General features: G+C 74.4%; 25 protein-coding genes. 9 read left to right on the top strand and 16 right to left on the bottom strand.

Annotated features, from left to right (window positions below):
• Positions 1–45 precede the first annotated feature (45 nt).
• The 4 genes from O2W18_RS20075 to O2W18_RS20090 all read right to left on the bottom strand — a co-directional run bounded on the left by O2W18_RS20075 (position 46) and on the right by O2W18_RS20090 (position 3,999).
• Entirely contained in the window at positions 46–798 is a 753-nt protein-coding gene (locus O2W18_RS20075; protein WP_269189184.1) for a hypothetical protein, read from the bottom strand.
• A 75-nt stretch (positions 799–873) separates the two neighbouring features.
• The gene (locus tag O2W18_RS20080; protein WP_269189185.1) at positions 874–1,638 is read right to left on the bottom strand and encodes a sulfite exporter TauE/SafE family protein; all 765 of its coding nucleotides are present in this window, start codon (positions 1,636–1,638) and stop codon (positions 874–876) included.
• Complete coding sequence (locus O2W18_RS20085; RefSeq protein ID WP_269189186.1) at positions 1,635–2,423, bottom strand: sulfite exporter TauE/SafE family protein; 789 nt, start codon at positions 2,421–2,423, stop codon at positions 1,635–1,637. The genes O2W18_RS20080 and O2W18_RS20085 overlap by 4 nt, the downstream gene beginning before the upstream one ends.
• A 55-nt stretch (positions 2,424–2,478) precedes the next feature.
• Complete coding sequence (locus O2W18_RS20090) at positions 2,479–3,999, bottom strand: GGDEF domain-containing protein (RefSeq protein WP_269189187.1); 1,521 nt, start codon at positions 3,997–3,999, stop codon at positions 2,479–2,481.
• Positions 4,000–4,162: 163 nt separating this feature from the next.
• Between O2W18_RS20090 and O2W18_RS20095 the strand changes: the two genes are divergently transcribed.
• A complete protein-coding gene (locus O2W18_RS20095) occupies positions 4,163–4,726 on the top strand; it encodes a hypothetical protein (RefSeq protein ID WP_269189188.1) in 564 nt (187 codons plus the stop codon).
• A gap of 15 nt (positions 4,727–4,741) precedes the next feature.
• Here the strand turns inward: O2W18_RS20095 and O2W18_RS20100 are convergent, their stop codons facing one another.
• Positions 4,742–7,363 carry a DEAD/DEAH box helicase gene (locus O2W18_RS20100; protein ID WP_269189189.1) on the bottom strand — a complete coding sequence of 874 codons (2,622 nt, stop codon included), beginning with the start codon at positions 7,361–7,363 and terminating at the stop codon, positions 4,742–4,744.
• A 457-nt stretch (positions 7,364–7,820) separates the two neighbouring features.
• Between O2W18_RS20100 and O2W18_RS20105 the strand changes: the two genes are divergently transcribed.
• Positions 7,821–8,678: an SDR family oxidoreductase gene (locus O2W18_RS20105; protein ID WP_269189190.1), complete on the top strand. Its 858-nt coding sequence runs from the start codon at positions 7,821–7,823 to the stop codon at positions 8,676–8,678.
• A gap of 26 nt (positions 8,679–8,704) precedes the next feature.
• Here the strand turns inward: O2W18_RS20105 and mmuM are convergent, their stop codons facing one another.
• The 3 genes from mmuM to O2W18_RS20120 form a co-directional block, all read right to left on the bottom strand.
• Positions 8,705–9,610, bottom strand: coding sequence for a homocysteine S-methyltransferase (gene mmuM / locus O2W18_RS20110; protein WP_269189191.1), 906 nt, complete (start codon positions 9,608–9,610; stop codon positions 8,705–8,707).
• Positions 9,611–9,629: 19 nt separating this feature from the next.
• Complete coding sequence (locus tag O2W18_RS20115; RefSeq protein ID WP_269189192.1) at positions 9,630–10,403, bottom strand: hypothetical protein; 774 nt, start codon at positions 10,401–10,403, stop codon at positions 9,630–9,632.
• A gap of 143 nt (positions 10,404–10,546) precedes the next feature.
• Positions 10,547–11,041 carry a SixA phosphatase family protein gene (locus O2W18_RS20120; RefSeq protein ID WP_269189193.1) on the bottom strand — a complete coding sequence of 165 codons (495 nt, stop codon included), beginning with the start codon at positions 11,039–11,041 and terminating at the stop codon, positions 10,547–10,549.
• A gap of 68 nt (positions 11,042–11,109) precedes the next feature.
• Here O2W18_RS20120 and arfB point away from each other — a divergent pair, with 68 nt between their 5' ends.
• Both arfB and O2W18_RS20130 read left to right on the top strand, forming a co-directional pair.
• Complete coding sequence (arfB, locus tag O2W18_RS20125; protein ID WP_269189194.1) at positions 11,110–11,547, top strand: alternative ribosome rescue aminoacyl-tRNA hydrolase ArfB; 438 nt, start codon at positions 11,110–11,112, stop codon at positions 11,545–11,547.
• A 37-nt stretch (positions 11,548–11,584) separates the two neighbouring features.
• On the top strand, positions 11,585–11,962 hold the full coding sequence (locus O2W18_RS20130; RefSeq protein WP_269189195.1) for a VOC family protein: 378 nt from the start codon (positions 11,585–11,587) through the stop codon (positions 11,960–11,962).
• On the opposite strand, the gene O2W18_RS20135 is transcribed toward O2W18_RS20130, so the two are convergent.
• The 3 genes from O2W18_RS20135 to O2W18_RS20145 form a co-directional block, all read right to left on the bottom strand.
• Complete coding sequence (locus tag O2W18_RS20135; protein ID WP_269189196.1) at positions 11,956–12,417, bottom strand: hypothetical protein; 462 nt, start codon at positions 12,415–12,417, stop codon at positions 11,956–11,958. The genes O2W18_RS20130 and O2W18_RS20135 overlap by 7 nt on opposite strands.
• Before the next feature lie 42 nt (positions 12,418–12,459).
• Positions 12,460–12,609, bottom strand: coding sequence for a hypothetical protein (locus tag O2W18_RS20140; protein ID WP_269165494.1), 150 nt, complete (start codon positions 12,607–12,609; stop codon positions 12,460–12,462).
• A 66-nt stretch (positions 12,610–12,675) separates the two neighbouring features.
• On the bottom strand, positions 12,676–13,110 hold the full coding sequence (locus O2W18_RS20145) for a hypothetical protein (RefSeq protein WP_269189197.1): 435 nt from the start codon (positions 13,108–13,110) through the stop codon (positions 12,676–12,678).
• Between the two features lie 174 nt (positions 13,111–13,284).
• Here O2W18_RS20145 and O2W18_RS20150 point away from each other — a divergent pair, with 174 nt between their 5' ends.
• From O2W18_RS20150 to O2W18_RS20160, 3 genes are read left to right on the top strand one after another with little or no spacing between them, the layout of a single operon-like run.
• Complete coding sequence (locus O2W18_RS20150; RefSeq protein WP_269189198.1) at positions 13,285–15,858, top strand: molybdopterin oxidoreductase family protein; 2,574 nt, start codon at positions 13,285–13,287, stop codon at positions 15,856–15,858.
• Complete coding sequence (gene nirB / locus O2W18_RS20155; protein ID WP_269189199.1) at positions 15,858–18,398, top strand: nitrite reductase large subunit NirB; 2,541 nt, start codon at positions 15,858–15,860, stop codon at positions 18,396–18,398. Before O2W18_RS20150 ends, nirB begins: the two co-directional genes overlap by 1 nt.
• Positions 18,395–18,802, top strand: coding sequence for a Rieske (2Fe-2S) protein (locus tag O2W18_RS20160; protein ID WP_269189200.1), 408 nt, complete (start codon positions 18,395–18,397; stop codon positions 18,800–18,802). Before nirB ends, O2W18_RS20160 begins: the two co-directional genes overlap by 4 nt.
• Before the next feature lie 47 nt (positions 18,803–18,849).
• Here the strand turns inward: O2W18_RS20160 and O2W18_RS20165 are convergent, their stop codons facing one another.
• Positions 18,850–19,281 (bottom strand): DUF2000 domain-containing protein, encoded by a 432-nt coding sequence (locus O2W18_RS20165; RefSeq protein WP_269189201.1) that lies wholly within the window; start codon positions 19,279–19,281, stop codon positions 18,850–18,852.
• A 50-nt stretch (positions 19,282–19,331) separates the two neighbouring features.
• On the opposite strand from O2W18_RS20165, the gene O2W18_RS20170 reads away from it, so the two are divergent.
• Positions 19,332–20,120 carry an AraC family transcriptional regulator gene (locus tag O2W18_RS20170; protein ID WP_269189202.1) on the top strand — a complete coding sequence of 263 codons (789 nt, stop codon included), beginning with the start codon at positions 19,332–19,334 and terminating at the stop codon, positions 20,118–20,120.
• A 48-nt stretch (positions 20,121–20,168) separates the two neighbouring features.
• Here the strand turns inward: O2W18_RS20170 and O2W18_RS20175 are convergent, their stop codons facing one another.
• The gene (locus tag O2W18_RS20175; RefSeq protein ID WP_269189203.1) at positions 20,169–20,963 is read right to left on the bottom strand and encodes a hypothetical protein; all 795 of its coding nucleotides are present in this window, start codon (positions 20,961–20,963) and stop codon (positions 20,169–20,171) included.
• Between the two features lie 121 nt (positions 20,964–21,084).
• Positions 21,085–22,521 carry an MFS transporter gene (locus O2W18_RS20180; RefSeq protein WP_269189204.1) on the bottom strand — a complete coding sequence of 479 codons (1,437 nt, stop codon included), beginning with the start codon at positions 22,519–22,521 and terminating at the stop codon, positions 21,085–21,087.
• 200 nt (positions 22,522–22,721) lie between these two features.
• On the opposite strand from O2W18_RS20180, the gene O2W18_RS20185 reads away from it, so the two are divergent.
• A complete protein-coding gene (locus tag O2W18_RS20185) occupies positions 22,722–23,246 on the top strand; it encodes a DinB family protein (protein WP_269189205.1) in 525 nt (174 codons plus the stop codon).
• 86 nt (positions 23,247–23,332) lie between these two features.
• Here O2W18_RS20185 and O2W18_RS20190 read toward each other — a convergent pair whose 3' ends face one another.
• Both O2W18_RS20190 and cynS read right to left on the bottom strand, forming a co-directional pair.
• Entirely contained in the window at positions 23,333–24,208 is an 876-nt protein-coding gene (locus O2W18_RS20190; protein WP_269189206.1) for a formate/nitrite transporter family protein, read from the bottom strand.
• Positions 24,209–24,287: 79 nt separating this feature from the next.
• Entirely contained in the window at positions 24,288–24,737 is a 450-nt protein-coding gene (gene cynS, locus O2W18_RS20195; RefSeq protein WP_269189207.1) for a cyanase, read from the bottom strand.
• Between the last annotated feature and the right edge of the window lie 72 nt (positions 24,738–24,809).

The following is a 24,809-nucleotide window of genomic DNA, read 5'->3' on the forward strand; positions in this document are numbered from 1 at the left end:
GCCCGGTCAGCTCTGCCCCCGCTGACCGCGCCGCGCTGCTCTGGGTCAGGTGCCGGCGCCGGTGCCTGCGGTCCGCAGCTCGGCCAGCGACAGCCTGCCGGTCACGAGGTCGTCGGCGACGTCGTCCACGACCCGGCCGGTGGCGAAGGCGTGCGCCCGGAGGACGGCCAGGGCGTCGCCGGTGTCCAGGCTGAGGGCGACGTTCACCATGCCGGTCGCCTGCCAGACCTTCGCCCGGCTCGACGCGTCCGGTGTGTCCCACCAGCTGCGCCGGGCACCCGTCGCCGGTGCGCCGGTCACGGTGGCCGCCATGGCGCGGGTCAGTGCCTCGGTGACCTGCGCGACGTCGTCCCGGTCGGTGGCCGACAGCGAGGCGAGGTCGCGCACCCAGAGGTCGAGGACGACCAGGGGCCCCAGCGGCGGGGGCAGCGGCACCGACAGGACGCCGCGGAAGGGCGTCTCGCCGACCAGCGAGCCGTGCAGGTCCGGCCAGTTCCGGGCGATGTCCGCCGCGTCGAAGGCGATGGCGTGGCCGTCGTCGTGCGCCCGCAGGCAGGGGCCCGCGCCATGGGTGAACTGCAGGCGCTCGGCCCGGGAGGCCGCGGGGTCGCTGGCGCCGATCGGCGTCCGCCGGCCGTGCACGTCGTGGATGCTCAGGCCCGCTCCGTCGACGGGCAGGGCGGCCACGCAGGCCTGGGCGAGCCGGACGCCGAGCAGCTCCGGCCCGCGCAGCTCGGGCGGGGGCAGCTGAGCCAGTGCGGCGCTGAACCGCTGTGACGCCGGGGTGGGGCCGTTCATGTCTGCTCCTGTCCGAGGGCGGGGGACCGCGCCTGGCCAGCCTGGCCGCCGGAACGGCGGTGCACCACCGGAAACTCAGCTGAAGGCGTCGAACCCGAGGTGGACGGCGAGGGCCAGCCCGGCCACGGCGATGAGCCGGCGCAGCAGTGTCTGCGGCACCCGGCGCACCACCCGCGGGCCGAGTCGGCCGCCGAGCAGGAAGCCGATGGCCAGGGGGAGCGCGGCCACCCACGCGACGTCGGCGAAGAAGGCATAGCCCAGCGCGGCCACCCCGTTGGCGAGGCCCAGGACGACGTTCTTCAGCGCGTTGCTGCGCGGCACGCCCTCCCCGGTGACCAGCAGGTACACCGCCAGCAGCAGCACTCCGGCGGCAGCCCCGAAGTACCCGGCGTAGACGGAGGCGGCGAAGGTGCCCACGACCAGGCCCCAGTGGTCGCGAGCCGGGCGCCCCGCCGCCCCCTCGGCGGCCAGCTCCCGGGGCGGCGGCTGGACCAGGATGGCGACGGCCGCTCCGGCGATGAGGAAGGGCACCAGCTTCTCGAACGCCCCGCTCGGGGTGGACAGCAGCAGCACCGCCCCGACGACGCCGCCGAGCAGTCCGACAGGCCCCAGCCGGAGGAGCCGGGCACGCTGACCGGTCAGCTCCGGTCGCGACGCGCTCACTGCGCCGACCCCGCTGAGCACCAGGGCCACGGTGTTGGTCACGTTGGCCGCCACCGGCGACAGGCCGGTGGCCAGCAGCGCGGGGTAGCTGATCAGGGAGGCCAGGCCGGCGATGCTGCCGATCAGCCCGGCCCCCAGGCCGGCCAGCACGAGGAGCCCGAACTCCAGCACGCTCATCGGCGCAGCAGCACCCAGATGGCGGTCACCCCGAGCACCACGATCGCGCCGCGCAGCAGCGCCGTGGGCAGTCGCCGGCCCAGCGTCGATCCGACGTACCCGCCGACCAGCGCGCCGCCGGCCACCAGCGCGGCCACGCCCCAGTCGATCCGCTCCGTCGCCACGACCACGTAGGCCAGCGCCGCCACGGCGTTGACGGCGAGGGTCAGCACGTTCTTGATCGCGTTGAGCCGGTGCAGCGGCTCGCGGAGCAGCAGCCCGAAGATGCCGATCTGCAGCACCCCCTGGCTCGCGGCGAAGTAGCCGCCGTAGGTGCCGGTGGTGTATGCGCCGGCGAAGAGCGCCGCCAGCCGGCCGCGGCCGATACCCTGCTCCTCCTCGACGGTGCCCGCCCGGGCCCGCCGGGCGGCCAGCCGGCGCTGCAGCAGGGGCTGGACGGCGACCAGCACGACGGCCAGCCCGATCAGCACCGGCACGATCGCCTCGAAGGCCGAGGCGGGCAGGTGCAGCAGCAGGAACGCGCCGGTGAGCGCACCCAGCACCGAGGCCGGCAGCAGCTGGAGCAGCAGCCGGCGCTGTCCGTGCAGCTCCCGGCGGTAGCCGATCGCACCGGTCAGGTTGCCGGGCACCAGGCCCAGGGAGTTGGTGATGGTCGCGGTCACCGGCGGCAGCCCGATGGCCAGCAGCACGGGGAAGGTGACCAGCGTGCCGGAGCCGACGACGGCGTTGATGCTGCCCGCGGCCAGTCCGGCGGCGGCCACCGCGATCATCTCCCACACCGTCATGCCCGCATCGGCGCGAGGGTGTCACAGCGGGCTCGTGTGAGCCCGCGCACGGCGGTCAGGCGCGGGTGAGCGCCCCGGTGGTGACCGGCGGTGCGGAGCCGGCGACCTGCACCCGGTTCTTGCCCGCCGCCTTGGCCGCGTACATCGCCAGGTCGGCCTGCTGCAGGGTGCTGGTCCAGGAGACGCCGGGCAGCACGCACGCGGCCCCGACGCTCGCCCCGACCCGCGCCGTCCCGGCGACCAGCTGCACCGGCGCCGAGGCCACCTCGACCAGCCGCCGGCCCAGGGTCTCGGCCTCGCCGGCGCCTGCGGCGTGCACCAGGACGGCGAACTCGTCGCCGCCCAGCCGGGCGCACAGCCCAGGCGCGCGGACCACCCCGGCCAGCCGTGCGCCCACGGCGCGCAGGAGTTCGTCGCCTGCCGCGTGCCCCAGCTGGTCGTTGACCGGCTTGAAGTCGTCCAGGTCGACGAACAGCACCCACGGGTCGCCGGCGGGGCCGGCGGTCGCTGCCGCCAGGGCAGCGGAGAAGCTGCTGCGGTTCGCCAGGCCCGTGAGGGCATCGGTGCGCGCCTGCACCTCCAGCTCGCGGTGCGCGCTGGTCGCCCGCACAGCCAGGGACACCTGGTTCACCAGCGACTGGATGGCGACCATGCCCTCCGGGCGCAGGTACCGGCCGCCCAGGAGCAGGTGCCGGCCCGGCTCGTCCGGCATCGGGATCGCCGCCCAGCTGCCCGCCCCTCCGGTGCAGGCCACGAGCTGCCGCGGCGGTGTGATGCGCCAGGGCTGGTGCGCGACGGCAGCCGCGGCCAGGCCGGCGGCGGCCGGGGTGCGGTTGAGGGTGGGGGGCAGCTGCCGGACCGAGCCGGCAGACCGCTGCACGACCAGGAGCGCACCGTCGTCCTCGACGAGGACCACGGACAGCCCGGGGGTGAGCCGGCAGATGTGCTCGACGGCCTCCCAGCCGCGCTGGCGGATCTGCTCGACGTCGGTGACCCCGAGCAGCTGGCCCACCAGCCGGGCGAGCGTGGCGTCCCAGGCCTGTGCCAGCTGGTGCTCCTGCAGCACCAGGGCGAGGTGTCGGGCGACCACGGCCAGCAGCGGGGCGATCGGCAGCGCGCCGAGCAGCGGTGCCGCCGGGGCGGCGCCGGCGTGCCCGGGGACGACCTGCCACAGCGCGAGGGCGGAGACCAGGCCGGCGCATTGGGCGGCTGTGTAGGCCCAGGTCTCCCAGGTGCGTCCGTAGACGGCGCGGAACCACACTCCGGAGAAGGTGACGCTGAGGGCCGCCGCCGGCACCGGCGAGGCGAGCGCGAGCGCGCAGACGGCGACGGCTTCGAGGAGGTCCAGGGCGATCGGCGCACGGGCCGTGGCGTAGCGGTGCAGCCACGACGTGACCAGGGCCGCCACGGCCCCGGTGATCGCCGCCAGCTGCCAGGTCTCCGCCCCGGGGACGGCTGCCAGCGAGGTGAGCACGAGGGAGACCAGGGCGGCGGCGCCGAAGAGCCAGCGGGTGCGTTCGACGAGATCGGCGGGACGACGGAAGACCGACCAGCGCGTCGCCGGGGGTGGGGGCATGGCCGTCCTCGTCCTCGAGCCCGGCCCTGCTCGCCGGAGCGTCCACCCATTTCTTCGGCGTCCGGGGGCAGGACCTGGATCACCCGTCCGGGTCGGTCGCGCCGAGCCCCCCTGCCTGCCCCGGGCATGGACAGCTCCCGCGCGGGTGAGCAGAGTGCCAGCTGTGCCCCGCCACCCGCCCTCGTACGGCTTCGTCACCGTCTGGCGGGTGCCCGGCACGATCGCCGAGGTGCGCGCAGTGCTCAGCGACAGCGCCGCACTGCCCCGGTGGTGGCCGGCCGTCTACCTCGACGTGGTCCCGGTCGCCGACGGCGGGCCGGACGGCGTGGGGCGCACGGTGGAGGTGTTCACCACGGGCTGGGCGCCGTACACGCTGCGCTGGACGCTGCGGATCACCGAGACGATGACCGACGACGGGTTCGCCCTCACCGCGGTGGGGGACCTGGCGGGCAGCGGCCGGTGGACCTTCGCGCAGGAGGGTCCCGAGGTGGTGATCACCTACGACTGGCAGGTGCGTGCGGCCAAGCCGCTGCTGGCCCGGCTCAGCTGGCTGCTGCGCCCGGCGTTCGAGGCCAACCACCGGTGGGCGATGGCCCGCGGGGAGGAGAGCCTGGCGCTGGAGCTCCGCCGGCGCCGCGACCCGGCCGCCGTCGTCCCACCGCCCCCCGGCCCGACCTTCCGCCGCCCGGCCCCGTCCAGAGGCTCGTCCCGAGCTCGCAAGGACTGAGGACGGGGTCCTTCCTCAGTCCTTGCGGCCGGCGTCGAGCAGGCGCATGACCAGGACGCCCTCCTCGTCGGAGGCGTCCAGGTCGATCTCGGCGTCGAAGCCCCAGTCGTGGTCCCCGGCCGGGTCGTCGAGGATCTGCCGTACCTGCCACAGTCGCGGGTCGGACTTGTCCACGATCAGCAGCGCCGGGCCGCGGGCGTCACCGCCGGTGTTGAGGTCGGCGTGCTCGGCGAAGTACGCCTGCACCACCTCGCCCCACCGGTCGGCGTCCCAGCCGGAGCCGGCGTCCAGCTCGCCCAGGTCGTACCAGCGCCGCCGGGCGATGAGCTCGACCCGGCGGAACAGGGCGTTGCGGATCATCGCGGTGAAGGCCCGCTCGTTGCCGGTCAGCGGGCGCGGGCGGGCCGGGACGGCGACCGGGGCGTCCAGCGGCTGGTCGGCGCTGGTCAGCTGCTCCCACTCGTCCAGCAGCGAGGAGTCGACCTGGCGCACCAGCTCGCCCAGCCACTCGACGATGTCGGTGACCTCCTCGGTGCGGGCGTCGGCGGGCACTCCGGACCGCAGCGCCTTGAACGCGTCGGACAGGTAGCGCAACACTGCGCCTTCGGAGCGGGTGAGCCCGTAGTGGTTCACCAGCTCGCGGAACGTCATCGCCTGCTCCCACATGTCCCGCACCACGGACTTGGGGGAGAGCTGCGCGTCGCGCGCCCACGGGTTGCCGGCGGAGTAGACCTCGAACGCGTGGTCGAGCAGCTCCTCCAGCGGCTTGGGGTAGGTGATCTCCTCGAGCAGCTCCATCCGCTCCTCGTACTCGATCCCCTCGGCCTTCATCTGGGCCACGGCCTCGCCCTTGGCCTTGTTCAGCTGCGCGGAGATGATCTGCCGGGGGTCGTCCAGCGTCGCCTCGATCACCGAGACGACGTCCAGGGCGTAGGTGTCGTTGCCCTCGGCGTCCGGGCCGGGGGTGAGCAGCCCGATGGCGGCCAGCGCGAACGTCGACAGCGGCTGGTTGAGCTGGAAGTCCGGCGGCAGGTCCAGGGTCAGCCGGTATCTGCGGCCGTCGGGCTCGGGGACCTCGAGCCGCTCGATCACCCCGGCGGTGATCAGCGACCGGGCGATGCCGATCACCTCGCGGACGTGCTTGAGCTGCCGTGACCGGGGCTCGTGGTTGTCGGTGAGCAGGTGCCGCATCGCCGCCACCGGGTCGCCCGGCCGGGCCAGCACGTTGAGCACCATCCCGGTCGAGACCCGGAAGTGGCTGCTCAGCGGCTCGGGGTCGGCGTTGATCAGCCGCTGCTGGGTCGACTCGCTCCACGGGACCATGCCCTCGGGGACCTTGCGGCGCACCAGCTTGCGGCGCTTCTTCGGGTCGTCGGCGACCTTGGCGAACTGCTTGAGGTTCTCCACCTCGTGCTCGGGCGCCTGCACGACGACGGTGCCGGCGGTGTCGTAGCCGGCCCGCCCTGCCCGCCCGGCGATCTGGTGGAACTCCCGGGCGTAGAGCAGCCGCGTGCGGGTGCCGTCGTACTTGCTCAGCGCGGAGAACACCACCGTGCGGATCGGCACGTTGATGCCCACGCCGAGGGTGTCGGTGCCGCAGATGACCTTCAGCAGCCCGGCCTGGGCCAGCTGCTCGACCAGCCGCCGGTACTTGGGCAGCATCCCGGCGTGGTGGACGCCGATGCCGTGCCGCACCAGCCGGGACAGCGTCGTCCCGAAGGCGGAGGAGAACCGGAAGCCGCCGATCAGGTCGGCGATCGCCTGCTTCTCCTCCTTGGTGGAGACGTTCACGCTCATCAGCGCCTGGGCGCGTTCCAGCGCCGAGGCCTGGGTGAAGTGGACGACGTAGACGGGCGCCTGCCGGGTGTCCAGCAGCTCCTGGATCGTCTCGTGCATCGGCGTCGTCGCGTAGTAGTGGTGCAGCGGCACCGGCCGCTCGGCGTGGGCGACCAGCGCGGTGGGCCGGCCGGTGCGCCGGGTGAGGTCCTCCTGGAGGGCGGTGACGTCGCCGAGGGTGGCGCTCATCAGCAGGAACTGTGCCTTCGGCAGCTCGATCAGCGGCACCTGCCAGGCCCAGCCGCGGTCGGGGTCGCCGTAGAAGTGGAACTCGTCCATGACGACCAGGCCGATGTCGGCGTCCGGCCCCTCGCGCAGCGCGATGTTGGCCAGCACCTCGGCGGTGCAGGCGATGATCGGGGCGTCGGCGTTGACGCTCGCGTCGCCGGTGAGCATGCCGACGTTCTCCGCGCCGAAGACCCCGCACAGGGCGAAGAACTTCTCGCTCACCAGCGCCTTGATCGGCGCGGTGTAGAAGCTCACCCGGTCGGTGGCCAGCGCTGCGTACTGGGCGCCGGTGGCCACCAGCGACTTGCCCGACCCGGTCGGGGTGGCGAGGACGACGTTGGCGCCGCTGACCAGCTCGATCAGCGCCTCCTCCTGTGCGGGGTACAGCGTCGTGCCCGACGCCTGCGCCCACTCGGCGAACCGGGTGAACACCGCGTCCGGGTCGTCGCCCAGGGCGAACAGCGACGAGAGGTCGCTCGGGTCGGCGATCAGCGGCGGTGCGTCCGGGGAGGGCAGCGCGGCGGCGGGGGAGTCGGCCGGGGTCGAGTCGGTACCGGCAGGAGAGAGCGTCATCGTGAGGAACAGCGTGCCCGACGCCCCGGACGTTCCCGCACGGACGCCGCCGACCCCCGTTCCTGTGCGGTCCAGGTCACAGTTCGGTCACGACTGCTCAGTGCGGGAGTGGACTCGGCCGATCCTGGTCACCGGGTGAACAACAGGTGAACGGAAGGTGGAGCGGACATGCGTGAGAGTCGTTGCCCGGAGTGTCGTTGGGTGCCCGTCGTGGACGGCGCCGGCCGTCGTCACCTGGAGATGCGGTGGGACCGTCCGGGCAGCGCCGTCGTGGCCTTCCCCGGCAACGGGACCGGGGTGACCAGCCGCGCCGCCTGACGATCGCGGGGTTCGGTTCGCGGGTCCGCCGCAGGGGTAGGCGCGAGCGCGACGCGGCACCGGGCCGGCGCGGAGGTGCGTCGGTCGCGTGAGCAGAGCGCGGGGGTGCCGCCGCCCTGACCTCGCAGGAGGAACCACCGTGACCTCACCCCGGCCCGAGTCCCAGCCCGAGCAGCAGCAGACCCCGCCCGGCACGCTCGGTCAGATGGACCCCAAGCCCGACCACGGCGAGGAGAGCTACCGCGGCTCCGGGAAGCTGACCGGGAAGCGTGCCGTGATCACCGGCGGCGACAGCGGCATCGGCCGCGCGGTCGCGATCGCCTTCGCACGCGAGGGCGCCGACGTCCTGATCGCCTACCTCGAAGAACACGAGGACGCGCAGGAGACGGCCAAGTACGTCGAGGACGCCGGCCGGACGTGCGTGCTCGTGCCCGGGGACCTCGCCGACCGGGCGCACGCCAAGACGATCATCCCCACGGCCATCGAGGAGCTCGGCGGGATCGACGTGCTCGTCAACAACGCGGCCTTCCAGATGAACCACGAGTCGCTGGACGAGATCACCGACGAGGAGTGGGACCACACCCTCGCGCTGAACCTGACCGCGATGTTCACCCTGATCCGCGATGCCGTGCCGCACATGCAGCCGGGCGCCTCGATCATCAACTCGTCGTCGGTGAACTCGGACAACCCGAGCCCCACCCTGGCGCCGTACGCGATGACCAAGTCCGGGATCGCCAACTTCACCGCCAGCATGGCCCAGCTGCTGGGGGAGAAGGGCATCCGCGCCAACAGCGTCGCGCCCGGGCCGGTGTGGACGCCGCTGATCCCCTCCACCATGCCCGCGGAGAAGGTGGCCAGCTTCGGCGGCAACACCCCGCTGGGCCGTGCTGCCCAGCCGGCCGAGCTGGCGCCGGTGTACGTGCTGCTGGCCAGCGACGAGTCGAGCTACGTCTCCGGCGCTCGGATCGCCGTCACCGGCGGCCGCCCGATCCTGTAGCGCCTCAGACCGGGACCACGAGCGGGCTACCGGACGGCGTCGGCGATCGCGCGGACGTCGTCCGGTCGCACCCGGCAGCAGCCACCGACCAGCCGGGCGCCGGCGGCCAGCCACCCCGACACGTCGCCGACCCCCGGCCGGCCGGTCCACCGGCGGGCGGCGGCGTCCCACACCTCGCCACTGTTCGGGCAGGCCACCACCGGCTTCCCACTGGCGGCCGCGGCCACCTCCACCGCGGCGGCGACACCGGCCGGGTCGGTGCAGTTGATCCCGACGGCGATGACCTCCTCGACGTCCCGGGCCATCGCGCAGACCTCGGCCAGCGCCTCGCCGCGGCGGGTGCGCGCGATGCCGTCCGGGCCGGTCGTCGAGGTCAGGGACAGCCAGGCGGGCATGCCGAGCTCGGCCAGCTCGGCCAGCAGCGCCTCCACCTCGGCGGCGGCAGGCAGCGTCTCGCAGGCCAGGACGTCGGCCCCGGCCTCGGCCAGCACGGCCAGCCGCGGCCGGTGGAACGCCCGCAGCTCGGCGACGGAGACGCGTTCGACGTAGTCACCGGTGTACTCCGAGCCGTCGGCCAGGAATGCGCCGTACGGGCCGACCGAGGCGGCCACCCAGCCGTCCTGGCCGGCCTGCGCCAGGCCGTCGCGGGCCAGCTGCACCGAGCGGGCCATCAGCGTGCGGGCCTGTGCCGCGTCGATGCCGGCGGCGGCGAAGCCGGGGAACGACGCCTGGTAGCTGGCGGTCGTGGCGACCTGGGCGCCGGCGCGCGCGAAGGCGGCGTGCGCGGCGACGACGGCCTCCGGGTCGTCGCGCAGCAGCCGGGCCGACCAGAGCGAGGAGGTGACGTCGTGCCCGCGGAACTCGAGCTCGGTGGAGAGGCCCCCGTCGGCCACGACGACCCCGGTGCGGAGAGCCTCGGCGAGGGTGGTCACCCCGCCATGCTCCTCCGGGTCAGTTCGGAGTGCGGCGCCGCCGGTCGGCTGCCACGAAGGCGACGGTGAGGGCCAGCGGGGCGGCGGCGGCGATGCCGGTCACCGCCAGGACGTCGGCCAGGCCGGCCGTCGACCGGGCGGAGGAGGACAGCAGGGCCCAGCCCAGGCCGCACAGCGGCACGGTGACCAGCCCGGTGCCCAGGGCGAGCCGGACCCGGGCAGCCCGCCCGTCGTGCCGGGCGACGACCCCCGCGAGGACGGCGGGCACCGCGATCACGGCACAGCGCGCGACGACGTCGCCCGGGCCCTCGACGCCGGCGAAGGAGGCGAGCGACAGGGTGGCGGCCAGCGAGACCACGGCCGCGCCGCCCAGCAGCGCCCACCAGGTCTGGACGGCGGTGGCCGAGCGCAGGATCGCCGCCGGCCGCGTCAGCCGGCCGGCGGCCCACACGCACAGCGCGGTGGCGAGCACCAGGAAGGTGCCCAACGACTGCGGGACGTCGGTGACCGACCCGCCGGCCCGGGTGGGCAGCTCCCACTGCTGCCGGCCCAGCAGGGCGAGGACGACGGTCAGCGCCGCCCCCACCGCGACCAGTCCGGCCGGGTGCAGCGGGCGCGAGCTGGTCTCCGCGGCGGCCCGGGCGTCGAGGGCCTCGGCCCGGCGGAGCAGGTCGGCGAACACCGCGTTCTCGGGCTCCGCGGGCCGGTGGCCGGCCGGCGGGCCGTCCTCGACGAGGGGCTCCACCGCGTTGCCGGTCACCAGGTGCAGCCGGGGCGAGGCGTCCTGAGTCACCCGCCCAGCGTCACACCCGGTGACCGACCCGGCCAGGTGAGTCGGGGGGCTTCAGCCGACCGGGCGACAGTGGTGGCCGCCGGTGCAGGCGGCGACACCCTCCGAACCGGGTCGTTCACCCGGACGTGGGCTCGCAGTGACCCTCAGTCGCTGCCCGGGACGGCGAACGCGGACAGCCGCGCCGCGCCGGGGCCGACGGCGGAGAACGGCGTGCTCAGGTCGAGGACGGCCACCCCACCGGCCGGGAACCCGCTCGCGGAGCCGCGCCGGGCCGCGTCGTCCCCCTGCCCGTCGTCGAGCAACGCGGCGAGCACGCTGATCGACGGGTTGTGGCCCACGACCGCCAGCTCGTCCACCTCGTCGGGGGTCGCCCGCACCGCCGCCAGCAGCGCCTCGACGGTGTTCTCGTAGAGCCGCGGGTCCAGGACGGGCGAGACCCCGCCGGCCCGCTGCCAGGTCTGCACCGTCCGGCGGGCGGGGGAGACCAGCGCCCGCGCCGGCGCGAGGCCGTTGTCGGCCAGCCACGCGCCGATCGCGGTGGCCCGCTGGGCGCCGACGGGGGTCAGGGCGCGGTCGGCGTCGATGGTGGCGGAGCCCGCCTCGGCGTGGCGGACGAGCACGAGGCGGCGGGTCGGCACCGCCCGAGTCTGGCACCGGAGGGGGAACTCGGTCGTGGCGGCGTCCGCCGTCCGGGAGACTGGGCGACGTGGCTGGAGACGACGCGTTCGGCGACCTGCCGGTGAGCGACCGTCTGGTCGTCCCGGCCGGGGCGCTGTCGTGGCGGTTCTCCCGGTCCTCGGGGCCGGGTGGGCAGGGGGTGAACACCGCCGACTCCCGGGTGGAGCTGGCGGTGTCGCCGCTGCAGCTGCCCGGGCTCACCGAGACCCAGCGCCGGCGGCTGGAGGAGCGGCTCGGCGACCGGCTGGTCGACGGCGTGCTGACCATCGCCGCCAGCGAGCACCGGCAGCAGTTGCGCAACCGGGAGGCCGCCCGGGCGAGGCTGGCCGCGCTGCTCCGCGGGGCGATCGCGCCCCCGCCGGCCGCCCGGCGCAAGACCAAGCCGACCCGCGGCTCCAAGGAACGGCGGATCACCGCGAAGAAGCAGCGCGGGGAGACCAAGCGACTGCGCGGCCGGTGGGACTGAGCGCCACCGCCCGCTGCCCAGGGTGTAGGACCGGCGCATGCGCATCGACCGGATCGACCACCTGGTGCTGACCGTCGCCGACCTCGACCGGACCGTCGCCTTCTACACGCAGGTGCTCGGCATGACCGCGGAGACCTTCGGCGAGGGGCGGACGGCGCTGCGGTTCGGCCGGCAGAAGATCAACCTGCACGTGCGCGGCGCCGAGTTCGAACCCCGGGCCGCACAGGCCGGCACCGGCACGGCCGACTTCTGCCTGGTCACCGAGGACCCGCTGGACCAGGTGGGCGAGGAGCTCGCCGTGCACGGCGTGCCCGTCGAGGTCGGCCCGGTGACCAAGCAGGGGGCGCTCGGGGAGATGCGCAGCGTGTACGTGCGGGACCCGGACGCCAACCTGGTGGAGATCTCCCGCTACTGAGCGCCCGGGACGGCGGCGTGACCGGCGGGGCCGGCCAGCCGGTCCCGCAGCCAGGCCACCTGGTACTCGGGGACGGCGAGCTCGATGCGGCCCTCGGTGGTCCGGACGGTCAGCACCCGGGACCTCGCCGCCTGCATGCGCCACGCCTCACGGACTCTCGGCCGACGGGTCCGTGGGTCCACGTCGAGCACGGAGACCGCGTGCCCGGCCCGGCCGCGCTGGAACCGGCGGTGCAGCACCAGTTCCCCCTGCCGCGGCGTCGCGACGTAGATCCGCCAGTTCCGGGACAGCGACGGGCCCCAGCCGTCCGGGGCGCGCGCGGACAGCTCGGTCCGGCCCTCGCGCATCCGGCGCCGCAGCCGCTGGTGGTGCAGCCGCCGGCCGAACAGCCCGCCCACCCCGGCACCGATCGCCGGGATCAGCAGGGCCAGGGCCTCGCCGCCGTCCTCGAACACCGGCTCAGACTGGCACGGATCGCCGGGACGGACGGGGAGAGCTCAGCGCCGTCGGGCGACCCGGGTGCCGACGAGCACGCCCATCAGCGTCCAGAACGACCCCACGCCGACGCCGGCGAGCACCACCCAGAACGGCACCCGCATCTCATCCGTCGCCACCTGCACCAGTCGCTGCTCCGTCTGCTCGTCCACGGCGGCCAGCTTGCCCCGCGGGCACGCCGTGCACCAGACGCCCGGCGCTCGGCTCCCGGCGCGCCGTCAGTCCGGCCCCGGATCGCCCAGCACGTGCTCGACCGGCAGGTCGAAGGAGCGCGACAGCCGGCTCGGCAGGTCGGCTCGCAGCCAGCGGGAGACCCCGCGGCGCAACGTCGACACCACGATCTCGTCGGCGCTGAACCGGCGCAGCGCCAGGCGCACGGCCTGCAGCGGATCGGCGTCGCCCACCTCGCCGTCCGCGGCTGCCCCGAGTCCGCGGATCTGCACCAGTGCGTCGGTCAGGCGCTGGGTGGCCAGGGCGCGCGCGGGGTCGGCCGGCGCGTCGTCCTCGGTGCTCGCGCGTTGCTGGTGGGCGACCGGCGTGGCGGGGACGACGACGTAGAAGACGTGCTCCCGCACGGCCATCCGCTGCTGGATCGCCTCGAGCAGGCGGGGCCCACCGAGGGTCTGGTTGGCCAGGACCAGGCACCGTCGCATCGTTCTCCCACCCGCCTGTTGATCGGGACCGCGTCGCTCGACGGTAGGACCTCCCCCGTCACGGAGGCGAGGCGGAACGGTGCACCGTCCTGGGCGCTGCGGTGTGAGGGCGACGGAACGCGAGCTTGACCTGGGCGCCCCCACCGGGAAACGGGGCCCCCGCAGGCTCGGGATGTGTCCGCCGCCGTCTCGTTGCCCACCCCCGGCGTCGGCACGCGCACCACCGCCACCCACTGCCCGTACTGCTCGCTGCAGTGCGGGGTCACGATGACCGCCGGCGACCGCCCGGCCACGCTGGTGCCGGCCGACTTCCCGACCAACCGCGGCGGCCTGTGCTCCAAGGGCTGGTCGGCGCCCGAGCTGCTCGACCACCCCGAGCGGCTCACCCGGCCGCTGGTGCGCGCCGACCCCACCGACCGGACCAGCCCGCTGGTCGAGAGCAGCTGGGAAGACGCCCTCGACCGGGTCGTCGCAGCGATCCGGGCCACCCAGCGGGACCACGGCCTGGACGCCGTCGGCTGCTTCGGCGGCGGCGGGCTGACCAACGAGCAGGCCTACCAGTTCGGCAAGTTCGCCCGGGTGGCGCTGCGCACCAGCGCCATCGACTACAACGGCCGGTTCTGCATGTCCTCGGCGGCCGGTGCGGCGATCCGGGCGTTCGGGCTGGACCGCGGGCTGCCCTTCCCGCTGGCCGACATCGCCGAGGCCGACGTCGTCGTGCTGGTCGGCAGCAACCCGGCCGACACCATGCCCCCGGCGATGCAGTGGTTCGACGCCGGCCGGGCGCGCGGCGCCGAGCACATCGTCATCGACCCGCGCCGCACCGCCACCGCCCGCCACGCCTCGCTGCACCTGCAGCCGCTGCCGGCCACCGACCTCGCCCTGGCCAACGGGCTGCTGCACATCGCGATCGCCGAGGGGCTGGTCGACGAGGCGTACGTCGCCGCGCGCACCACCGGCTTCGACGCCGTCCGGGCCGGGGTCGCGGGCTACTGGCCCGACCGGGTGGAGCGGCTCACCGGGGTGCCGGTCGAGCAGCAGCGCCGCACGGTCTTCGCCCTGGCCCGGGGACGGCGGTCGATCATCCTGACCGCCCGGGGCGCCGAGCAGCACCGGAGCGGCGTCGACACCACCCAGGCCTGGATCAACCTCGCCCTGGCCCTCGGCCTGCCCGGTCGAGAGGGCAGTGGCTGGGGCACCGTCACCGGGCAGGGCAACGGGCAGGGCGGCCGCGAGCACGGGCAGAAGGCCGACCAGCTCCCCGGCTACCGGAAGATCTCCGACCCGGCGGCTCGGGCGCACGTCGCCGCCGTCTGGGGCGTCGACCCCGACGACCTCCCCGGCCCCGGCCGCAGCGCCTTCGAGCTGCTCGACGCCCTCGGCACCGAGGGTGGGGTCCGCACGCTGCTGGTGATGGCCTCCAACGTCGCCGTCTCCGCCCCGGACGCCCGCCGGGTGATCAGCCGGCTGCGCGACCTGGACTTCCTCGTCGTCAGCGACTTCTTCCTCTCCGAGACCGCCGAGCTCGCCGACGTGGTGCTGCCCAGCGCCATGTGGGCGGAGGAGGAGGGGACGATGACGAACCTGGAGGGCCGGGTGATCCGCCGCCGCAAGGCGATGGACCCGCCCACCGGCGTCCGGGACGACCTGCAGCTGCTGGCCGAGCTGGCCGGCCGGCTGGGCGTCGCCGGGTTCAGCGGGGACGCCGAGACCGTCTTCGCCGAGCTCGGCCGGGCCAGCGCCGGTGGGCCGGCCGACTACTCCGGCATCACCTACCGGCGGATCGACGACGAGCAGGGCCTCTTCTGGCCGGTCCCGCACGCCGACCACCCCGGCACGCCGCGGCTGTTCACCGACCGGTTCGCCACCCCCGACGGCCGGGCCCGGTTCTGGCGGGTGGAGCAGGTCGACGCCCACGAGCGCCCCGACGCCGAGTACCCCTACGTGCTCACCACCGGCCGGGTGCTCGCCCAGTACCAGTCCGGCACCCAGACCCGCCGCTCCCGCAGCCTGCAGATGGTCGCGCCCACGCCGCGGGCGGAGCTGCACCCCGACCTGGCCCGCAGCCTCGGCATCGCCCAGGACGACGTCGTCGAGCTCGCCACCCGGCGCGGCCGGGCGCGCTTCCACGCGCTGATCACCGACGCGATCCGTCCGGACGTCGTCTTCGCCCCCTTCCACTGGGGCGGCGGCTCCAGCGCCAACGCGCTCACCGATCCGGCGCTGGACCCGACCAGCCGGATGCCGGCCTTCAAGGCCTGTGCGGTCGCCGTCTCCCGGGTCGGCGAGCCCGCGGAGCGCCTCCCGCCACCGGCACCGGCCACCCAACCGCAGCCCGGCCCGCACGCCGCACCGACGGCCCACACCCCGCACGCCCCATCCCGGAGGAGGACCACCAGCGTGAAGAGCACCCCGCGCTTCCTGCACGGCGTCTACCCGATCACCGGCGAGGGGCTGGGCAAACCCGGCCCGCTGGACCCCGCCCTGCGCTACCAGGTGCCGGAGGGCAAGAGCGCCCAGGCGCTCTACTTCCGCGGCGGCAACTCCACCGAGGAGCTCGTCTACGTGCTGCTGGTGCGCGACGGGCAGCCGATGCGCTGGTTCCCGATCGGCGCCAAGGGCGACTGCCACGTGCCGCTGCGGGTGGTGGAGGACCTCGACGGCGGCACCGTCGTCGAGCTGCACGCCGCCGCCCCGGTCGGTGTCGCCGGTGAGCTGGTCCTCGACCTCGGTCTGGTGGAGGTCTGATGACGGCGGTCCTGGGCGGGCGCCCGGCAGGCGTGAGCACGCTGCACTTCGCCATGGACGACGCCGACGGCGTCGACACCCGGCAGCGGCTGGTCGTGGTCGGCAACGGCATGGCCGGGGCGCGGGTGGTCGAGGAGGTGCTCGAACGCGGCGGCGGCGAGCAGTTCGCGATCACCGTGTTCGGCGAGGAGCCGCACGGCAACTACAACCGGATCATGCTCTCCCACGTCCTGGCCGGGGAGGAGCACGAGGACGACATCGTCCTCAACAGCCACGACTGGTACGCCGACCAGGGCGTGACGCTGCGCGCCGGGGTGCGGATCGACCGGATCGACACCCACGCCAAGATCGTCTACGCCGCGGACGGGACGACGACCGCCTACGACCAGCTGGTGCTCGCCACCGGCAGCCGCTCGTTCATCCCGCCGATGACCGGCCTGTACACCGCCGACGAGCAGCTGCTCCCCGGCGTCTTCGGCTTCCGCACCATCGACGACACCCGGGCGATGCTGGCGGCCGCCGCCGAGCACGAGCGGGCCATCGTCGTCGGCGGCGGGCTGCTGGGCCTGGAGGCCGCCCGCGCGCTGCAGGGGCACGGGCTGCAGGTCGAGGTCGTGCACGCCGGCACCCACCTGATGAACCAGCAGCTGGACCCCGACGGCGGTGCGATCCTCAAGAACAGCGTCGAGGCCCTCGGCATCGTCGTCCACCTGGCCACCCGCACCACCGAGGCGATCGGCCCGGACCGGGTGCGCGGCGTCGTCCTGGCCGACGGCCGGGCGATCGACGCCGACATGCTGGTCATCGCCGCCGGCATCCGCCCGGTCACCGAGGTCGCGCTGCTCAGCGGCCTGGAGGTCGAGCGCGGCATCGTCGTCGACGACCAGCTGCGCACCGACGACCCCGACGTCTACGCCGTCGGTGAGTGCGCCCAGCACCGCGGCGAGCTCTACGGACTGGTCGCCCCGGTGTGGGAGCAGGCCCGGGTGCTCGCCGACCTGCTCACCGGCACCGACCCGGACGCCGAGTACCACGGCTCCCGGACGGCGACGAAGCTCAAGGTCGCCGGGGTCGACGTCGCCACGATGGGCGTCAACCGGCCCGAGCGGGACACCGACGAGTTCCTGGTGATCTCCGAGCCGCGCCGCGGGGTGCACCTGTCGGTCGTCGTCCGGGACGACAAGCTCATCGGCGCCACGCTGCTCGGCGACACCCGCAAGGTCGCCTTCCTGACCCAGGCCTTCGACCGCGGCACCCCGCTGCCGGCCGAGCGGATAAAGCTGCTCGTCGACCTCTCCGACGGGGCGGCGGAGGTGGGCGTCGCCGACCTGCCCGGCGACTCGCAGGTCTGCAACTGCAACGGGGTGACAAAGCAGGCGCTGGTCGACACCGTCAAGGCCGGCACCACGAGCGTCGGCGGGTGCATGGACGCCACCCGCGCCGGCAAGGGGTGCGGCTCCTGCAAGCTGCTGGTGAAGCAGGTCGTCGAGTGGGCCGCCGACGGCGATGTCACCGAGGACGCCTCGGCGAGCTGGTACGTGCCGGGCATCCCGCTGTCCAAGCCGGAGCTGATCGCCGCGATCCGGGACCAGCAGCTGCGCAGCGTCTCCGCCGTCTTCACCGCCCTGGCCCCGGGCGGTGAGGAGGACGCCAAGTCGAAGATGGGGCTGACCTCGCTGCTGCGGCTGGTGTGGGGTGCTGCGTACGAGCAGGAGAACGACGCCAAGTTCATCAACGACCGGGTGCACGGCAACATCCAGCGCGACGGCACGTTCTCCGTCGTCCCGCAGATGAAGGGCGGGGTGACCACCCCCGCCCAGCTCCGGAAGATCGCCGACGTGGCCGAGAAGTACGAGGTCCCGATGGTCAAGGTCACCGGCGGCCAGCGGATCGACCTGCTCGGGGTCCGCAAGGAGGACCTGCCCGCGATGTGGGCCGACCTGGGCATGCCCTCGGGCTACGCGTACGGCAAGAGCTTCCGCACCGTGAAGACCTGCGTGGGCACCGACTTCTGCCGGTTCGGGCTCGGTGACTCCACCCAGCTGGGCATCGACCTGGAGACCCGCTTCCAGGGCATCGAGAGCCCGGCCAAGATCAAGATGGCCGTGGTCGGCTGCCCGCGGAACTGTGCCGAGGCCTACGTGAAGGACGTCGGCGTCGTCGCGGTCGGCAACGGCAAGTGGGAGGTGTACGTCGGCGGCGCGGCCGGTGCCACGATCCGCAAGGGCGACCTCCTGGCCACCGTCGACTCCCCGGCCGCGGTGATGCAGCTCAGCGGCCGGTTCATCCAGTACTACCGGGAGAACGCCAACTGGCTCGAGCGCACCTACGACTTCGTGCCCCGGGTCGGTCTGGACCACATCAAGGCGGTCCTGCTGGAGGGCAGCGAGGAGGTCCTCGCCGACCTCGACGCCGGCCTGCAGAGCTCGATCGACGCCTACACCGATCCCTGGGGCCAGGACGGGGCCCAGCCGGCCACGCCCGGTCAGTTCCGCACCGCGCTGCCGCTGGTCGACCTGCCGATGGTGCCGGTCCGATGATCGCGATCCGCTCCGACGCCCCGGAGGCGCCCACCATCGCCCCGCCCGAGGCCGGCACGCCGGCCACCGAGGTCAGCGACGGTGCGGCGGCCGGGGGAGCAGGCGTGCCGCACGTGGTCGGCCGGGTGGACGACGTGCCGCCGGGGGAGGGCCGGGCATTCGTCGCCGGTGACGTGCAGGTCGCCGTGTTCCGGCTGCGCGACGGGTCGCTGCACGCCACCCAGGCGGTCTGCCCGCACTCCGGCGGGCCGCTGGCCGACGGCCAGACCGACGCCGGCGTGCTGGTCTGCCCGCTGCACCTGTACGCCTTCCGCTGGTCCGACGGCACCTGCACCAGCACCGCGCCGCCGGTGCGGCTCTTCCCGGTCTCCGACCAGGACGGCGCCCTGGTCGTCACCGTGTAGTCCCGCCTCCTCGCAGGGGGCCCGCCGCGAGCGTGCGAGGGGGTCCTTCACGGGTGCATGCGGGCGCCCTTCACGACCTTGTCGACGGCGTTCCTCGGGCCGTGGACGGCCAGCCCGACGAGGTCCAGGTCGGCTCCGGCCACCGCCCGGACGGCGGCCCGGTTCTGCACGTCACCCGGGGTGCTGAACAGCTCGGCGGTGAAGACGGCGGGGGTCAGCGACCGCTCCAGCGCCCGGGTGCGGGCGGTGCGCAGCAGCTCGGCCGACCCGGCGAGGACGAGCACCGGCTGGCGCAGCATCGGCAGGTACCCGGTGCCGTCGGCGTCCTCGTACGGCTCGCCGACCAGCTCCGGGCCGGTCGCGGTGATCCCGCTGACCAGGAACGCGGTGACGTTCAGCGCCTGCCAGGGGGCGAGGTCCTCCCGCAGCAGGACGGCGATCTTCGTGGCCCAGCGGGGTGCCTCGTCGGGGGTGTCCATGCTGCTCAGCGTCGCGGCCCGGCGTCCGCCGGGTCTTGTACGTTCCTGACGTGAGCGAGGTGGTCGCCTGGCGGCCGGACGTGCCCGGGCTGACCGAGGTCTTCCACGCCCACTTCACCGACCACGTCTACCCCGCGCACACCCACGACTCCTGGACGCTGCTGCTGGTCGACGACGGGGTGGTCCGCTACGACCTGGACCGGCACGCCCACGGCGCCTCCCGGGCCGAGGTGACCCTGCTGCCGCCGGGCGTGCCGCACGACGGCCGGGCGCAGTCGCCCGGCGGGTTCCGCAAGCGGGTGCTCTACCTGGCCGCCGACACCCTCGGCGCCGACCGGGTCGGCGTGGCCGTCGACCAGCCGGCGTTCGGCGACGACGCGCTGCGATCCCGGCTCTCCGCGCTGCACGCCGCGCTGCGGCCCGGGGGTGATGCGCTGGAGGCGCAGAGCCGGTGGGCGTTCGTGCAGGAGCGGCTCGGTCAGCACCTGGACCGCGCCGTGGCGTCGCCGCCCGAGGTGCGCGACGACGTCCTGGCCGACCGGGTGCGCGACCTGCTGGACGCCCGGGTGGCCGAGGGGCTGGCGCTGGACGAGGCAGCAGCGCTGTTCGGCGTCTCCGCCACCCACGTCGTCCGGGCGTTCACCCGGCGGCACGGGTTGCCGCCGCACCGCTACCTGACCGGCCGGCGGGTCGACCTGGCCCGGCGGCTGCTGCTCGACGGGATGCCCGCCGCCGAGGTGGCCGGCGCCGCCGGGTTCGCCGACCAGTCGCACCTGACCCGGCACTTCCGCCGGATGATCGCGACGACGCCGGTGGCCTACGCGCGGTCCGCGGGCTGACCCGGTCGCGACGGCGGTCACCTGGTGGCCGAGATCAGGGGGGCGAGATCAGGCGGGCGGCAGCTCGAGGTCGGCGAGGGCGGCGGCGACGTCGTCCTCGCGGACGAAGTCCAGCGCCAGCAGCCGGTGCACCAGCACCCCGCGGCGGGTCAGCCGCAGGTCGGTCGGGCGCAGCCGGGGCCGGACGGCGCCGGGGCGGGAGACGACCGGTGCCGGGTCGAGCAGCCCGCTTCCCTGCAGGTCCGTGACGTCCTCCCGGGCACCCCACGCCCGCCAGCCGAGCGGTTCGTCCTCCAGGGCGCCCAGCGGCAGCGGGGTCCGGTCGCGCCGGCCCACGGCGGCGAGGTAGACCAGCTGCCGCCAGCTGCACGACTCGGCCAGCTGCAGCGCCCGGGCGGCCAGCGCCACGTCGATGTCGGGGGAGACGACCACCTCGGCGACCAGGTAGCCCAGGTGCCGCACCCGGCGCTCCTCGGTGGTCCGCCGCGCGGCCTGGACGACGTCCTCGACCAGCCGCTCGGCGGCCGACCGGGCCGCGGTGCTCACGCTGAAGAAGCCGTCGCTGCGCACCGGGCGGCCCTGGTGGGCGCGGGTGACCGACAGCTCCGCGGCGAAGGCCAGGACGGCGCCGGCCCGGGCGCGCTCCCAGGTCAGCGGCAGCTCGGCGGCGGAGGTGGCGGCGTCGCGGAGGCAGGAGGCGAGCCGCTCGTCCAGCCGCAGCGGGCTGGAGTCGGGCTCGAACAGCAGCCCGGCGACGGCCCGGGTCATCGACCCGGCGACCAGCTCCCCGGTCTCGACCAGGTCCCGGCCGGGCACGCGCTCATCGCCGATGGGTTCCCTCACGCGGTGATCATGGCCCGCCGCGGGCAGTGCTGCACCTGGCGGCGGCCGCGTCTCACCACGGCGGGGCAGCAGGAGGCCGCCCCGCCCCCGGAGCAGGGGCGGAGCGGCCGGGAGCAGCTGGTCAGACGCCGGCCTGCTGCATCAGCGTGCCGCGGCGCAGGTAGACGAACCAGGTCACCGCGACGCAGGCGATGTAGAAGCCGCAGAACGCGCCCAGCGCGGTCACCACGCTGCCGGTGGCGAGGTAGGACTCGGACACGATCCGCGGGATGAACACCGCCCCCAGCGCACCGACCGCGGAGATGATGCCGACGGCGGCGGCGGTGTCCCGCCGGGCCCGGTAGAGCACCTGCGCGGGGGAGTCGGCGGCGCGTGCCGCGGCGGCCTCGGCCCGGTAGATGATCGGGATCATCCGGTAGGTCGACCCGTTGGTCATGCCCACGACGGCGAAGAGCACCAGGAAGCTGGCCAGGAAGCCGCCGAAGCTGCCGGCGCCCAACGCGGCGATGGCGGCGCCGATCGCCACGGCCTGGCCGACGAACGTCACGATCGTGACCTTCGCACCGCCCACCCGGTCGGCGAGCCACCCGCCGAAGGGCCGGGACAGCGAGCCGACCAGGGGCCCGAGGAAGGCGTAGCGGTAGGTGTCGGCGGCGAACTCGTTGGCCAGCACCAGCGGGAACGCCCCGGAGAACCCGATGAACGAGCCGAACGCGCCGATGTAGAGGAAGGACATGATCCAGGTCTGCTTGCGCCGGGCGATGGCGGCCTGGTCGGCGATGTTGGCCTTCGCTCCGGACAGGTTGTTCATCCCGAACCAGGCGCCGACGACGGCCAGGACGATGAACGGCACCCAGATCAGCGCCACGTTCTGCACGTACCGGGCGTCGCCGCCGGCCGTCGTCCCGGTGCTCCCGCCGATCACCGCGATGGTGCCGGCGGTGACGGCGAGCGGGCCGACGAGCTGGATGATCGCCACACCGATGTTGCCGCCGGCGGCGTTCAGGCCGAGCGCGAAGCCCTTCTCCTTGTCCGGGTAGAAGAAGGAGATGTTCGCCATCGAGGAGGCGAAGTTGCCGCCGCCGAAGCCGCAGGTGATCGCGGTCAGCACCCAGAACCAGTAGGGCTGGCCGGTGGTCGCGGCGGTGACGAGCATCGCCACCGGCACCAGCAGCAGCGCCGCGCTGACGACGGTCCAGTTGCGGCCGCCGAGCAGCGCCGGCATGAAGGTGTAGGGCACCCGCATGATCGCGCCGACCAGGCCCGCGGTGGCGACCAGCCAGAAGAGCTGGTCGCTGGTGAAGCCGTAGCCGATCGAGGCGAGCACGGCGGTGGCGACGCTGAACATCTGCCAGACGCTGAACCCGATGTTCTCCGCGAGCACCGACCACACCAGGTTGCGGCGGGCGACCGGCTTCCCCTGCGGTGAGGCCCAGAAGGTCGGGTCCTCCGGGGCGTAGTGGTCGATCCACCGACTGCCGCCCCGGGCCGCAGTGGCGCCGCCGGCGGGCGGCGTGGCAGCCGGTGCGCCCGGGCGGTGGAGCTGGGTGTCTGTCATGAGGTCATCCCTGGTTCGAGGCCGGACCGCGGGCGCCCACCCGGCTGGGACGGCGCCGGGGACGACGCTAGGAACCGGGCGTTTCCACCCCACCGCGACGGCGTGACCGGTGCGGTACATGCCCCGCACGGGCCGCCGGACCACCATGTGAGGCCGGGCGCGCCCCCGAACAGGGGCGGGTCGCCCTACGGTCCGAGGGCATGACCGGACACGTGCTCCCGGTGCTGCTCCGGGGCTGGGACGACGCACACGCCCGGCTGGACCAGCGGCTGGCCGGCCTGGGCGACACCGAGTACCTCGACGAGCCGGTGGACGGCGCCTGGTCGGTGCGCCGCGGCGACGACGGGACCTGGGCCACGGACTGGGCCGACCCGGCGCCGGACCCCGCGCCGGTCACCACGATCGCCTGGCGGCTGTGGCACCTGGCCTCCGGCTGCTTCGCCGACTACCTGGCGCAGTCCCCACCCGGGCGTCCGCTGACCGTGTCCGGGCTGCAGTGGCACGGCGACGTCGGATCGGCGCTGCGGGACCTGGAGGTCGCCGCGACCGCGTTCCGGGCGGCGATGACCGACCTGGGGGAGGAGGGGATCTGGCGACCGCTCGGCCCGGCCTGGGGGCCGTACGCCGACTCCAGCTGGGCCGACCTGCTGGTCCACGCCACCGACGAGCTCGCCCACCACGGCGCCGAGATCGCCCTGCTGCGCGACCTGTACCGCTGGCGCTGAGCCCGGACCACCAGCACGACGAACCGGCCCCCTCCCGAGGGAGAGGACCGGTTCGTCGTGCGCAGGTCCGCCGTCGGCGCCGGGGGTCAGCGGGCCCCGACGGGCGTGGTGTCGGCCGGCACGGCTGCGTCCCGGGGGAGGTCGGCGGAGAGCGCCGGCTTGCGGGAAGCCCCTGTCTTGGCATGGGTGGCGTAGAGCGTGAGCCCGACGAAGGCGAGCCCACCGACCAGGTTGCCGACGACGGTCGGGATCTCGTTCCAGATCAGGTAGTCACCGACGGAGAAGTTGCCGCCGAGCAGCAGACCGGAGGGGAACAGGAACATGTTCACGATCGAGTGCTCGAAGCCCATGTAGAAGAACAGCAGGATCGGCATCCACATCGCGATGACCTTGCCGGAGACCGAGGTCGACATCATCGCCGCGACCACGCCGGTGGAGACCATCCAGTTGCACAGCACGCCGCGCAGGAACAGCGTCAGCATGCCGGCGGCGCCGTACTCGGCGTACCCGACGGTCCGGCCCTCGCCGATGGTGCCGATCGCCTGCCCGACCTCGTTCGGGGGCATCGCGAAGCCGTAGGTGAAGATCACCGCCATCATCACCGCGACGGTGAACGCGCCCAGGAAGTTGCCGGTGAAGACCAGCCCCCAGTTGCGCAGCATGCCCCGCACGGTCACGCCCGGCCGCTTGTCGAACAGCGCCAGCGGCACCAGCGTGAACACCCCGGTCAGCAGGTCGAAGCCGAGCAGGTAGAGCAGGCAGAAGCCGACCGGGAAGAGCAGTGCGCCGACGATGGGCTGGCCGGTCTGCACGGTGACCGTGACGGCGAAGGCCGCGGCCAGCGCCAGGATGGCCCCGGCCATGAACGCCCGGATCAACGTGTCGCGGGTGGCCATGAAGACCTTCGCCTCGCCCGCGTCGATCATCTTGGTGGTGAAGTCCTTCGGGCTCACGTAGGACATGGGTGGCTCCTCGGCTGTGCGGGTGGGAGGGGAGCGCGCGCAGCGACCGCGGCGGCGCGTGGGGGGAACCGGCGCGGGGTCACCAGCGGTAGTCCAGGAACTTCCCGTCGAAGGTGACGACGACCCGGTCGCCGTCCGGGTCGGGCCGGCGGGCGACGTCCACGCGGAAGTTGATCGCGCTCATGATCCCGTCGCCGAACTCCTCGTGGATCAGCTCCTTGAGCGCTGGTCCGTAGACCGACAGCGCCTCCAGGAAGCGGTAGACCGTGGGGTCGGTCATCCGGGCCGGGTCGGCGCCGCGGGAGGGCTGCAGGCGCAGGCTCTCCTCGACGGTCTCGTCCAGCTCCAGCAGCCGGCAGACCTGCTCCGCCTGGTCCGCTGTCATCGGGTGCTGTCCGAGCAGGGCGGCGGTGGTCCAGACGACCGGTGCGTCGATCTCCTCGGCGAGCTGGGCCCAGGTCAGGCCGCGCCTGAGTCGGGCGGCGACCACCAGCTCGGCGGCATCGGACTTCGGGAGGACGGGCGTCATCGAGCTCCTCGGGTGCGGTCGGCCAGGTCGCCCGGCGGTCCAGCCCGGGCACCGCGAACGCTAGGGACGAGG

The organism is Modestobacter sp. VKM Ac-2983 (genome assembly GCF_026967885.1).
In the GTDB taxonomy this organism is placed as follows: Bacteria; Actinomycetota; Actinomycetes; order Mycobacteriales; family Geodermatophilaceae; genus Modestobacter.